This window comes from Curtobacterium flaccumfaciens (assembly GCF_018598405.1).
Classification (GTDB): Bacteria; Actinomycetota; Actinomycetes; order Actinomycetales; family Microbacteriaceae; genus Curtobacterium; species Curtobacterium aurantiacum.
Window position 1 is genome coordinate 1 of record NZ_JAHEWS010000045.1, and the last position, 11,557, is coordinate 11,557.

Here is an 11,557-nt window from a genome sequence, read left to right on the forward strand (position 1 = left end):
TTGGTGGCCGCCCCGCCCTACGGCAGCGTCGGCGCCGCGGCCACCAACGCCTGCGTCACCGGGTGCTGCGGCATCTCCAGGAGCGACACCGGCCCGTGCTCGACGATCGTGCCGTTGGACATCACCGCGACCGTGTCGCACAGCCGCTGCACCACGCCGATGTCGTGCGACACCAGCACGAGCGTCAGCCCGAGGTCGTCGGCGAGCGACCGGAACAGCTCGATCACCCTGGCCCGGACGACCACGTCGAGGGCGCTCATCGGCTCGTCACCGAACAGGACCCGCGGCGAGTGCACCACGGCCCGGGCGATCGCGATCCGTTGCCGCTGCCCGCCGGAGAACTCGTGCGGGTACCGGTCGACCGTGTCGGCGGGGAGGTCGACGCGCTCCAGGACGGCACGCACGAGGTCCTCGTGCCGGCCGTCGATGCGCAGCGCCCGCAGCGGCTCCGCGACGATCGACCCGACGCGCATCCTCGGGTCGAGCGACGCGTACGGGTCCTGGAACACCACCCCGGTCTCGCGACGGAACCAGCGCAACGCACGCGCGGACCGGGACGCGACCACCGGACGACCCGAGGCGGCGACGGTGCCGGCGGAAGGCGCCTCCAGGCCGGCGAGCAGCCGCACCAGGGTGGACTTGCCGGATCCCGACTCGCCGACGATGCCGAGTCGTGCGCCGGGGGCCACCGTCAGGTCGACGCCGTCGACGGCGGTGCGGACCGGACCGGGTTCGAACGGCCCGCGGCGGGGGAGTCGGTAGGTGCGGTGGAGACCGGTGGCCTCGAGGACGGGGAGGGTCACGGGGCGGTCCTCCTGGCGGTGGCACGGGCGGCGTCGACGAGCGCGACCGTGGCGGGGTGCTGCGGTGCGGCGAGCAGGTCCGCGACGCGGCCCTGCTCGACCACCCGGCCGGCGTCGAGGACGACCGCCGTGTCGGCGATGCGCGCGAGCACGGCGAGGTCGTGCGTGACGAACACCATGCCCGCCGACAGGTGCTCGAACAGGTCGAGGATGCGGGCCTCGGTCGTGACGTCGAGCGCCGTGGTCGGTTCGTCGGCCACCAGGTACGACGGCTCGCCCGCCATCGCCATCGCGATGCAGATCCGCTGCCGCTGCCCGCCGGACAACTGGTGCGGGTACTGCCGCAGCAGCGACTCCGGGTCGGGCAGGCCGACGGATGCGGCCAGGTCGACGGCTGCCACGCGGGCGGCGCGCCGATCGAGTCCGCGGTGCAGCCGGAGCGGCTCCGCGATCTGCGCGCCGACGCGGCGCAGCGGGTCGAGCGCGGTGCCCGGCTCCTGGAACACCATCGCGATGCCCGATCCGCGGTGTCGCGCGCGTTCGCGGTCGGGCAGGCCGACGAGTTCGGTGCCGTCCAGGCGCATGCTGCCGGTGACGACGGCACCGGCGGGCTCCAACCCCATCAGGGCCAGCGAGGTCATCGACTTGCCGGATCCGCTCGCGCCGATCACGCCCACGCGTGCTCCGGGAGGCACGGTGAAGCTGACGTCGTCCAGGATCGTCCGCCCCGTGATGCGGACCGACAATCCGCGCACCTCGAGCCCGGAGGCTGCGGTGGTCGCGTCGGTCATGCGGTCACCCCCGGAGTGGTCGTGCCGGGATCGGTCCGGTCGCTCGTCGTGAGTCGCGGGTCCGAGGCGTCGCGCACCGCATCGCCGAGCAGCGACAGCGCGGCGACGACGAGCGCGATCGCCGCGCCCGGCCAGGTCGCACTCCACGGGTGCACCCCGATGTAGGTCTGCAGGTCGGACAGCAGGCTGCCCCAGGACGCCGTGTCCGACCCGGCGCCGTAGCCCAGGTAGGACAGCCCGGCCTCGGCGAGCACGGCCGTGGCCATCGCGAGGGACAGCTGCACGGTGAACAGCGGTGCCGCGTTCGGCACCAGGTGCCGGAACAGGACGCCCGCGCCGCCGACGCCGGAGGCCCGGGCAGCCGTGACGTAGTCGCTCCGGGCGATCCGCCGGATCTCACCGCGGGCCACACGGGCGATCGTCACGCCGAAGGACAGCCCGACGCTCACGATCACCACGCCGAGTGACCCGCCGAACACCGCGGTCAGGAGCATCGCCGTGAGCAGGGTCGGGAACGCCACCAGGATGTCGAGCAGGACCGCCGTCCCCTCGCGCACCCAGCGGGCGGTGAGCGAACCGACGGCCGTCAGGACGACGCCGACGATGCTCGCGATCACCCCGGAGCCGACGGCGACGAGCACGGTGGTGCGGGTGCCGGCGAGCAGGTAGCTCGCGATGTCGCGGCCGGCGGCGTCGGTGCCGAACCAGTGCGCGGCACTCGGACCCTCCCACTGGTGGAACGGGTCGGCGCGGAACGGGTTCTGCGGCGTCCACACGAGCGACACGGCGGCGAGCACGACGAGCAGGCCGAGCACGACGACGGCGAAGACCCCGGTCGGGCGGGACAGCAGGCGGCGGATCATCCCTGCACCTCGCGCTGGCGGGGGTCGAGGGTGCGGTGCACGACGTCGACGGCGAACCCGACGAGCAGCACGAGTCCGGTGAGCACGAGCAGTTCGGACTGCACCTTCGTGATGTCACGGCGGCCGACGTCGGTGACGAGCATCCGGCCGACCCCGGGCAGCGAGAAGAGCTGCTCGACGACGACCGCGCCGACGAGGAGCCCGGCGATCTGCACCCCGAGCACGGCGAGGACGGTGAGGGCGACGCTCGGCAGACCGTGGCGGAGCAGCGCCTGCGTCCGGGTGAGCCCGACGGCGGCGGCGGTGCGCAGGTGGTCGGCGTCGAGGACGGAGAGCGTGGCGGACCGCGTGAACCGGAGGATGACGGCGCCCTCGACGGCACCGATCGTCAGCGCGGGCAGCACGAGCGACGCGAACGCCCGCCCGGGTTCCGACCAGCCGTCCAGCGGGAAGCCCTGCGTCGGCAACCAGTGCAGCGTCACCGCGAACAGGGCGACGAGGAGCATGCCGGCCCACACGACGGGCACGGCGGCGACCGCCTGAGCCGCGAACCCGATCACCGCACCACCCGGACGGCGGCGGAGCACCGCGGCGATCACCCCGAGCGGGACGCCGATCACCAGCGCGGTCGCCAGCGACATCGCGGCGAGCGGCAGGGTGATCGCGAGCTTCTGCGCGATCTCCGGTGCGACGGCGGCGTTCGTCACGAGGGAGCGGCCGAGGTCACCGCGGAACACCCCACCGATCCAGTCGAGGTACTGCACCACGACGGGCCGGTCGAGTCCGAGCTGCTGCCGGAGCTGCTCGACCTGCGTGGGGGTCGACTGCGTGCCGGCGACGACCTGGGCGACGTCACCGGGCAGCACGCGGAGCGTGGCGAAGATGATGACGCTCGCCACGAGCAGGCCGACGACGAGCAGGAGCACCCGCCCGATGAGGAACCGGGTCACGACACCGATGCTACGGGGACGGACACCCCGCCGCGGCCGCTCCGGTTCACTTGACCGCGAGCTTCGCCAGGTCGAGGCGCGAGTTCCCGCCGTCGACCGGGAAGCCCGTGACGCCGGAGCGCACCGCGGTGATCTCGGTCGCCGTGTACAGCCACTCGCCGGCCGCGTCCTCGCTGACGATGCGTGCCGCCTTCCGCAGGGCCTCGGTCTTGGTGGCCTCGTCCGTCGCAGCGATCGACTGGGCGTAGAGCGCCTGCACCTCTGCGTTGTCGTAGCCGAAGTAGTAGTCCGGGTTCGCCCAGTTGCCGAAGTCACGGGCCTCGACGTGGTCGACCATCGACAAGTCGAAGTCCCGCTCGCCGGACTTCGGTGCCTGGAACACCGAGGACAGCCAGGTGGCGAAGTCGACACGCTTGACCGTCAGCGTGATCCCGACGTCAGCGAGCTGCGACTTCAGCACGTCGCCGATCGTGGTCGGGTAGATGTTCGCGTAGGTGAGCGTCAGCTTCAGGTCCTGCTGCCCGGCGGCGGCGAGGAGCTCCTTCGCGTTCGCGGGGTCGTACGCGTCGATGTCGGTCAGGTCCTCGTACCCGGGGTCGAGCTCCGGGATCGGGCCGCCCTGCTCGACGCCCGTGCCACCGATCGCCTTGATGAGCGCCTTCGCGTCGATCGCCTGCCGGATGGCCTGCCGCACCCGCTTGTCCGTGAACGGTTCCTTGCGGTCGTTGAACGCGAGCGTGTACTTGTCCGTGGTCTTGCCGCTGTGCAGCGTGATGTCGTCGGTGCCCTCGAGCTGGCTCTTGAGCGTGCCGTCGACCGGGTTCAGGACGTCGAGGTCGCCGTTCGCCATCGCGTTGACGGCGGTCGACGGGTCCGTGATGTACCGGAAGACGATCTTCGCGACCTTCGCCTCCGTGCCCCAGTAGTCCTCGTTGCGGTCGAAGGTGAGCGAGTCGCCCTGCTTCCAGTCCGACACCTCGAAGGGGCCGGTGCCGTTCGCGCTGTCGGACAGGTCGTTGTCCGCTGCCTTCTCGAGCACCAGGCCCGAGCGGCCGGTCAGGTTCCAGAGCAGGTCGGAGTCGGGCTTCGCGAGCTTGAGCACGACGGTGTCCTCCGACGGCGAGGTGATCGACGTGACGCCCGCCAGCTTGGCCGAGTCGACGTACGAGTCGTTCGACTTCACCTGCTCGAGCGACCACACGACGTCGGCCGCGGTGACCGGCTTGCCGTCCTGGAACGTCGTGCCGTCCCGCAGCGTGAACGTGTAGGTCAGGCCGTCGTCCGAGATGCTGTGCGACGAGGCCAGCACGTCGCGGACGTCGCCCTCGGCGGTCCGGCCGACGAGCCCCTGGTAGACGTTGTCGATGAGCACCTGGTCGAGCGCCGCACCGGACTGGGTGCGGATGTCGAGGCTCGTGGGCTCGAGCACCAGCCCGACGCGCACCGTGGCGTCCTTCCCCCCGGTGGTGTCGGACGATCCGGAGCAGCCGGTCAGCGCGAGGGCGGAGACGACGGCGACCGCGGTGGCGGCGAGGGCAGCGCGCCCGATGCGCGCGGTGCGCGCGGTGCGACGGGGCAGGAGCGGACTCATGGGGTGTGGGTTCCTTCCGGGCGCGAGGTCGGTGGTCGGGCCTCGCGCTCGCACGAGGTTACCGGCGGCTGGTGCCGTCGGGCGACGGTTCTTCGATCGGGTGCAACAATCCGTGCCGCTGGCCCCATGCCCGGATCGCCGACGCCAGTTCGAGGGGTGCCTGGTTCTGCACCGCGTGCCGCGAGGTCACCGTGACGATCTCGGCGTCGGGCAGGCGTTCGGCGAACCCGGCGTGCAGCTTCGGGGACACGTACCCGCGGTCGCCGCGGACGAGCAGGATCGGCACGCGCAGGGCCTCGAGGTCCGGCCACGCGTCGGCGAAGCGCCCCACCGACGACGTCCGGCCGGCGGGCAGGTGCGGGAAGTGGTGCCGACGCACGAGCCTCCCGTCGGCACCCAGGGACGTGGTGTGCCGGGCCTCGCGCAGCAGCACCTGCCGGTCGTCGCCGACCCGCGCCTCGATCGCCCGGTCGACGACCTGCTCGAGGGACTCGAACGGCTCCTCGGCCTCGAGCGCGCGGGCGATCCGGTCGACCGCACGCTGCGCGAAGTCCGGCGACATGTCGACGAGCACGAGTCCGGTGACCCGCTCCGGCGCGGTGGCCGCGAGTCGAGCGGACAGGATCGCGCCGAGTGAGTGCCCGACGACGATCCCCGGGGGCACCGCGAGCGCGTCGAGCGCGTCGAGCACGCTCGGCGCCGTCGCGGCCGCCGCGTAGTCCGCGTCCTCTCGCCACGACGACCGGCCGTGACCGGGCAGGTCGAGGGCGACCGCTGGCTCGCCGACGGCGAGTGCCGTGGTGTCGAAGCTGTGGGCGTCGATGCCGAGCCCGTGCAGGTAGGTGACCCGCGCCTCCTGGCCGTCGTCGCCCCACCGGATCGCGGAGATCTCCTGCCCGTCCGCGGTGCGGACCACCTGCCTGGAGGCGCGGAGCGGCGCATGCACGCCGCTTGCGCTGGCGAGGGCGTGCAGGTCGGCGAATTCGTCGTCGGGGGCTTCGGACACGGGGACGATCCTCGCACCGTTCCGGGGACCTGGAGGTGTTAGGTAAGGCATGCCATACTCGGTTCCGTGGCAACCCGGTATCGCGTCTTCTCCGTCCGCGTGGCCGCCGTCACGTCGCTCACCCCGAACTTCGTCCGGGTGACGCTGACGCGCGACGCGCTCGCCGACTTCTCCTCGGTCGGTCTCGACCAGCGGATCAAGATCGTGCTGCCCCTGCCCGGCATCGGCTTCTCCGAACTGCCCGAGGACGAGGACTGGTACGCCGCCTGGCGTGCGCTGCCGGACGAGGTCCGCAACCCGCTCCGCACGTACACGGTCCGCTCGTTCCGGCCGGACGCCCGTGAGCTCGACATCGACTTCGTCGCCCACGGCGACACCGGTCCGGCGTCGCGCTGGGTGTCGGCCTGCCGCGTCGGTGACGAGCTGCGCATCGTGGGGCCGCGCGTCCCCGAATCGCCGGAGGACCTGCCGACCGGGGCCGCCGAGTTCGCTCCCGGGCACGCGAACCGGATCCTGCTCGCCGGTGACGAGACCGCCGCCCCGGCCATCTGCGCCATCCTCGAGGCGCTCGACGTCTCCACGGTCGGCCACGTGTTCATCGAGGTCCCGACCGACGCCGACCGCCTGCCCGTCACCGCACCCGCCGGGGTCGAGGTCCGCTGGATCGCCCGCAACGGCGCTACCCACGGGGTCCGGATGACCGACCAGGTGCACGCCTGGGCGTCCACCGTTGCGCCGTCCGCCGCCGCGTGCGAGCCGGCCGCCGAGCTCACCGAGGTCGACGTCGACGAGCAGGTGCTGTGGGACGTCCCCGCCCCCGTCGACGAGCGCCCCGTCTACGCCTGGATCGCGGGCGAGGCCGGCTGCGTCAAGGAACTCCGCCGCCACCTGGTGCGCGGCGTCGGCATCGACCGCAAGCAGGTCGCGTTCATGGGCTACTGGCGGCACGGCAAGGCCGAGCACTGATGCCGGCGGCGGGTGCCGTGACCGGTACCGTCCCGACGACCGCGCTGGGGGCCCGTGGGCTGACCCTGGCCTACGACGACCGTGTGGTGGTGGACTCGCTCGACGTCGACATCCCCGACGGCGAACTGACCGTCATCGTCGGCCCGAACGCGTGCGGCAAGTCGACGCTGCTGAAGTCCTTCGCCCGCACCCTGAAGCCGCGTGCCGGCACGGTGTTCCTCGACGGGGCGCCGATCGACTCGTACCGCCCGAAGGCCGTCGCCCGGCGGGTCGGCATGCTCCCGCAGACCCCGATCGCGCCCGACGGCATCACCGTGCGCGACCTCGTGTCCCGGGGCCGGTTCCCGCACCAGGACCTGCTGCACCCGTCGTCCGGGTCCGACCGGCAGGCCGTGCAGGCCGCTCTCGAGCAGACGTCGACGGTGGAACTGGCGGACCGGAGCGTCGACGAGCTGTCGGGCGGGCAGCGGCAGCGGGTGTGGATCGCGATGGTGCTCGCGCAGCAGACCGACATCGTGCTGCTCGACGAGCCGACGACGTTCCTCGACATCGCGCACCAGTACGACGTGCTCGAACTGGCCTCCACGCTGCACGCCGCCGGTCGCACGGTCGTCGCGGTGCTGCACGACCTGAACCAGGCCGCTCGGTACGCCACCCACGTCATCGCGATGCGCGACGGGGCGATCGTCTCGGCGGGGGAGCCGTCGTCGGTGCTCACCGCGGACCTCGTCGAGGACGTCTTCGGCCTGCCGTGCGTCGTCGTCCCCGACCCCGAGACCGGTACGCCCCTCGTGGTGCCCCGGCGGCGCGCCGCCTGACGCGCGGGCGGCGTCGCGGCCCCGAGGTTCCGAAATCTCGGCACCTCGCGCGCCCCGCAGGCGATCAGTGGAACTTCGACGCTCGACGAGCGGCATGTCCTGCGACCTCGGCGATGCGCGCGGCGGGTCGTGCGACCTCGACCCTCGACCTCCGCGTCAGCGCACGTACCCGCCGTCCTCCAGGCCGGCCTCGACCTCGAAGCGGTTCCGCAGCGGATCCCGCCCGGCGACCGCGTAGAGCAGCGGCATGAGCATGCCGTACCGCCGCCACTGCTCGACGTGCACCCGCTCGTGTCGGAGCACCCGCGGGCCGTCGTTGTCGCGCGTCAGGTACACCGAGCCGACGCAGGTGCCGCCGCGCCGGAACACCCAGCGCGGCAGCCCCGCGCAGACCACGAGCCCGTCCTCCACCCGGATCCTCCCGGTCGACAGCGGGACGCCCACGGCGAGCCCGACGGCCGTCGCGAACACCCACCCCGCGCGGGACACGGGGGAGTCGACCAGCGGGTTGCGCACGCTCAGGCCGGGCGGCCGTACGTCTCGAGCAGGCGGAGCCAGATCTCGCTCATCGTCGGGTACGCCGGCACCGCGTGCCAGAGGCGGTCGATCGGGACCTCGCCCACGACGGCGACGGTGGCGCCGTGCAGCATCTCGGCGACGTCCTGGCCGACGAACGTGACGCCCACGACGACCCCGCGGTCCTCGTCGACGACCATCTTCGCCCGGCCCGTGTAGCCGTCGGCCTGCAGGGAGGACCCGGCGATGGCGCCGAGGTCGTACTCGACGGCACGGACGTTCAGCCCCTGCTCGCGGGCCTTCGCCTCGGTCAGGCCGACGCTCGCGACCTCGGGGTCGGTGAAGGTGACCTGCGGCGAGGCGGCGTGGTCGGCGGTGGCGACGTGCGCGCCCCACGGCTCGGTGTGCAGCGGCGTGCCCTGGTACCGGGCGGCGATCGCCTCGCCGGCGGCACGCGCCTGGTACTTGCCCTGGTGGGTGAGCAGGACGCGGTGGTTGACGTCACCCACGGCGTACAGCCAGTCGGTGCCGTGCACGAGCATGGTGTCGTCGACGTCGAGCCAGTCGCCCGGAGTCAGCCCGACGGACTCGAGCCCGAGGTCGCGGGTGTGTGCGGCTCGGCCGGTGGCGGCGAGCACCTCGCTCGTGATGACCGTGGTGCCGTCGTCGAGTTCGGTCGTGACCAGGCCGTGCTCGTCGCGGTCGACGCGGACCGGGTTGACACCGGTGCGCACGTCGACGCCGAGATCGCGCAGGGAGTCCGCGACGAGTTCGCCGGCGAACGGCTCCATGCCGCCGAGCAGTCCGTGGCGGGCGACGAGGGTGACCTTCGCCCCGAGCGAGGCCCACGCGGTCGCGAGCTCCGAGCCGGAGACGCCGCCGCCGATGACGAGCAGGCTCTCGGGGACCTGCTGGGCGCTCGTGCCCTCGCGGGTGCCCCACGGCTTCGCCTCGGCGAGCCCGGGCACCGGGGGCAGCGTGTGCAGGGACCCGGTGACGACGGCGACGGCGGCGCGAGCGGTGTGCGTCTCGCCGTCGACCTCGATGGTCTTCGGGCCGGTGATCCGGGCGTGCCCGCGGATGAGGTCGATGCCGGCGGACTCGAGCCACGACACCTGGCTGTCGTCCTTCCAGTCCGAGGTGAACGAGTTGCGGCGGGCGAGCACGTGGGCGGCGTCGAGCGTTCCGGTCACCGCCTGCTTCGCACCGTCGAGCCGCTTGGCTGCGGCGAGGGCGTGTCCGCTGCGCAGGAGTGCCTTCGAGGGCATGCACGCCCAGTACGAGCACTCGCCGCCGACGAGTTCGGCCTCCACGATCGCGACCGACAGGTCGCGCTTCCTGGCGTAGTCCGCCACGTTCTCGCCGACTGCGCCGGCTCCGATCACGATGAGGTCGTAGTCCGTCATGCTGCCGAGCGTACGCGGGACGGCGGGGCGTCCGCCGGTCGCGTCCGGCGTGTGGTCAGCCCACCCGGGAGGCGCTGGTCACCGCTCCGACGACACGCAGGATGACGCCGAGGTCGTCCACCGCCCGGTCCGGGTCGACGGGGGCGAATCCGGTGAGCGCGGCGCCGACGAGGCGGCGGCCGCGCGTCGCGGCCTGGATGCGCTCGACGAGCGCTGCGCCGTCGAGGCCGAACGGGACGGGTTCGAGGAGTCCGTCGACCTCGGACGGGTCGAGGACGTCGAGGTCGACGTGCACGAAGACGGACGAGGCGCCGGTGCGCTCGACCGCGGCGGCGAGGGCGTCCGGGGTGGCGGCGTCGACGTCGAGGTGGACGATGCCGGCCTTGTCGAGGGCGGCGCGTTCGGCGTCCTCGACCCCGCGCACACCCGCGACGACGACCGACGACGCGGGGACGACCGGCAGGCCGGGGAACAGGTCGTCGGGGCGGTCGACCAGCAAGCGGAGGGCCGCGGTCTCGGCGGCGACGGGCTGAGCGCGGTTCAGGGCGCGGTAGCCGCTCGAACCGGAGATGCGCACGAACGCGGTGTCCGGTGCGAGGGCTGCGGTCGCGCCGAGGACGCTGGCACCGTCACCGCCCACGACGAGCACGGGTTCGGTCGCGACGGCGGTCTCCTCCGCGACGCGTTCGGCGACGGCGAGCACCGAGGTGTAGCGGGCGACGGCCGTCTCGAGACGGTCGCCGGCCCCGGCCGGGACGTCGACCACGGTGGTGGAAGCCCGGGGGAGGTCGGCAGCGATCGCCGACGCTCCGTCACCGAGACGCATCGCGCGCGACGACGCCGAACCCTGCCACTGACCGACCACGAGGAAGTGCATCGTCTCAGTCTGTCAGCTGGGGTCCGGCGTCGTCAGGGCGTTCGTCAGATGCTCGCGGATCCGCCGGACTTGAGCGCGGCGAGCCGTGCTTCGACCTCGGCGTCCTTGCCGACGTCCTCGAGGCTCTCGAACTGCGCGTCGAGGCTGGAGGACTGCAGCTCCTGCTGGCCGAGCACCTTCGCCTCCTCGCGACGGACCTTCTCCTCGAAGCGGCCGAGGTCGCTCGTCGGGTCGAGCACGTCGATGTTGCCGAGCGCGTCGTTGACGCGGGTCTGTGCCTCGGCGGTCTTCGAGCGGGCGACGAGGTTGTCCCGCTTCGCGCGGAGCTGCTCGAGCTTCTGCTCCATGCCGGCGAGGCCGGTCTTGAGCTTCTCGACGGCCTCGTTCTGCGACGCCAGGTTCGGCTCGGCGTCCTTGACCTCCTGCTCGGCGGCGATCTGCTTGCCGATGGCGATCTTGGCGAGGTTGTCGAACTTGTCGGCCTCGGACGACTTGCCCTCGGCGCGGTACTTGTCGGCGGCGGCGGAGGCGTTGGCGGCCTTCTGGCCCCACTCGACCGCTGCCTTCTTGTCCTCCTCGTGGTCCTGCTCGAGCAGGCGTACGTTGCCGATGGTCTGCGCGATCGCGGTCTTCGCGTCCGCGATGTTGTTCGTGTAGTCGCGCACGAGCTGGTCCAGCATCTTCTGCGGGTCCTCGGCGTCGTCGATGATCTGGTTGATGTTCGCGCGCACGAGGGTGGAGATGCGTCCGAAGATGGTCTGCTTGGCCATTGCTGTTCCCTTTCGTGGAAGTCCTGTGGACGGTGTTGTCGGGTCGTGTCTGGTTCTGGGTGCCGGAGGTCGGATCAGGTCCGGCCGTGTGGAGAGCGGGGGAGTCTGCCGGGTCAGAAGCGGCCGCCGCCGGAGAAGCCGCCGCCCGTGCCGAGGCGATGCGCATCGACATCGAGGGCGACGTCGCCGCCGCTCGCAGC

General features: G+C 72.6%; 13 protein-coding genes. 3 read left to right on the forward strand and 10 right to left on the reverse strand.

The window, feature by feature from the left end; all coding sequences use genetic code 11:
- Positions 1-17: 17 nt before the first annotated feature.
- From KK097_RS17310 to KK097_RS17335, 6 genes are read right to left on the reverse strand one after another with little or no spacing between them, the layout of a single operon-like run.
- Positions 18-803, reverse strand: a complete 786-nt coding sequence (locus tag KK097_RS17310; protein WP_214545577.1) for an ABC transporter ATP-binding protein — start codon at positions 801-803, stop codon at positions 18-20.
- Positions 800-1,594 (reverse strand): ABC transporter ATP-binding protein, encoded by a 795-nt coding sequence (locus KK097_RS17315; protein WP_214528549.1) that lies wholly within the window; start codon positions 1,592-1,594, stop codon positions 800-802. The genes KK097_RS17310 and KK097_RS17315 overlap by 4 nt, the downstream gene beginning before the upstream one ends.
- Complete coding sequence (locus KK097_RS17320; RefSeq protein WP_214545578.1) at positions 1,591-2,457, reverse strand: ABC transporter permease; 867 nt, start codon at positions 2,455-2,457, stop codon at positions 1,591-1,593. The genes KK097_RS17315 and KK097_RS17320 overlap by 4 nt, the downstream gene beginning before the upstream one ends.
- Complete coding sequence (locus KK097_RS17325) at positions 2,454-3,407, reverse strand: ABC transporter permease (protein WP_214528547.1); 954 nt, start codon at positions 3,405-3,407, stop codon at positions 2,454-2,456. The genes KK097_RS17320 and KK097_RS17325 overlap by 4 nt, the downstream gene beginning before the upstream one ends.
- A gap of 46 nt (positions 3,408-3,453) precedes the next feature.
- Positions 3,454-4,998 carry an ABC transporter substrate-binding protein gene (locus tag KK097_RS17330; RefSeq protein WP_214545579.1) on the reverse strand — a complete coding sequence of 515 codons (1,545 nt, stop codon included), beginning with the start codon at positions 4,996-4,998 and terminating at the stop codon, positions 3,454-3,456.
- Positions 4,999-5,056: 58 nt separating this feature from the next.
- Positions 5,057-6,004: an alpha/beta fold hydrolase gene (locus KK097_RS17335; RefSeq protein WP_214545580.1), complete on the reverse strand. Its 948-nt coding sequence runs from the start codon at positions 6,002-6,004 to the stop codon at positions 5,057-5,059.
- Positions 6,005-6,070: 66 nt separating this feature from the next.
- Here KK097_RS17335 and KK097_RS17340 point away from each other — a divergent pair, with 66 nt between their 5' ends.
- Both KK097_RS17340 and KK097_RS17345 read left to right on the forward strand, forming a co-directional pair.
- Positions 6,071-6,970, forward strand: a complete 900-nt coding sequence (locus KK097_RS17340) for a siderophore-interacting protein (protein ID WP_307858443.1) — start codon at positions 6,071-6,073, stop codon at positions 6,968-6,970.
- Positions 6,970-7,788, forward strand: a complete 819-nt coding sequence (locus tag KK097_RS17345; protein WP_214528544.1) for an ABC transporter ATP-binding protein — start codon at positions 6,970-6,972, stop codon at positions 7,786-7,788. Before KK097_RS17340 ends, KK097_RS17345 begins: the two co-directional genes overlap by 1 nt.
- A 156-nt stretch (positions 7,789-7,944) precedes the next feature.
- On the opposite strand, the gene KK097_RS17350 is transcribed toward KK097_RS17345, so the two are convergent.
- From KK097_RS17350 to KK097_RS17365, 4 genes are read right to left on the reverse strand one after another with little or no spacing between them, the layout of a single operon-like run.
- Positions 7,945-8,304, reverse strand: a complete 360-nt coding sequence (locus KK097_RS17350; protein ID WP_214545581.1) for a Fe-S oxidoreductase — start codon at positions 8,302-8,304, stop codon at positions 7,945-7,947.
- 2 nt (positions 8,305-8,306) lie between these two features.
- The gene (locus KK097_RS17355) at positions 8,307-9,710 is read right to left on the reverse strand and encodes a dihydrolipoyl dehydrogenase family protein (protein ID WP_214545582.1); all 1,404 of its coding nucleotides are present in this window, start codon (positions 9,708-9,710) and stop codon (positions 8,307-8,309) included.
- Between the two features lie 55 nt (positions 9,711-9,765).
- Positions 9,766-10,587, reverse strand: a complete 822-nt coding sequence (locus KK097_RS17360) for an arginase family protein (protein WP_110864040.1) — start codon at positions 10,585-10,587, stop codon at positions 9,766-9,768.
- A gap of 44 nt (positions 10,588-10,631) precedes the next feature.
- Positions 10,632-11,357 carry a PspA/IM30 family protein gene (locus tag KK097_RS17365; RefSeq protein WP_214528541.1) on the reverse strand — a complete coding sequence of 242 codons (726 nt, stop codon included), beginning with the start codon at positions 11,355-11,357 and terminating at the stop codon, positions 10,632-10,634.
- Positions 11,358-11,371: 14 nt separating this feature from the next.
- Between KK097_RS17365 and KK097_RS17370 the strand changes: the two genes are divergently transcribed.
- Positions 11,372-11,557, forward strand: a 186-nt coding sequence (locus KK097_RS17370) for a hypothetical protein (protein ID WP_214545583.1), incomplete at its 3' end; no start/stop codon positions are given.

What these genes read in the sequence shown, in the direction of transcription:
- KK097_RS17315 (WP_214528549.1), bottom strand. Translation starts at nt 1,594, where the DNA reads ATGACCGACGCGACCACCGCAGCCTCCGGGCTCGAGGTGCGCGGATTG.
- KK097_RS17320 (WP_214545578.1), bottom strand. Translation starts at nt 2,457, where the DNA reads ATGATCCGCCGCCTGCTGTCCCGCCCGACCGGGGTCTTCGCCGTCGTC.
- KK097_RS17330 (WP_214545579.1), bottom strand. Translation starts at nt 4,998, where the DNA reads ATGAGTCCGCTCCTGCCCCGTCGCACCGCGCGCACCGCGCGCATCGGG.
- KK097_RS17345 (WP_214528544.1), top strand. Translation starts at nt 6,970, where the DNA reads ATGCCGGCGGCGGGTGCCGTGACCGGTACCGTCCCGACGACCGCGCTG.
- KK097_RS17355 (WP_214545582.1), bottom strand. Translation starts at nt 9,710, where the DNA reads ATGACGGACTACGACCTCATCGTGATCGGAGCCGGCGCAGTCGGCGAG.
- KK097_RS17360 (WP_110864040.1), bottom strand. Translation starts at nt 10,587, where the DNA reads ATGCACTTCCTCGTGGTCGGTCAGTGGCAGGGTTCGGCGTCGTCGCGC.
- KK097_RS17365 (WP_214528541.1), bottom strand. Translation starts at nt 11,357, where the DNA reads ATGGCCAAGCAGACCATCTTCGGACGCATCTCCACCCTCGTGCGCGCG.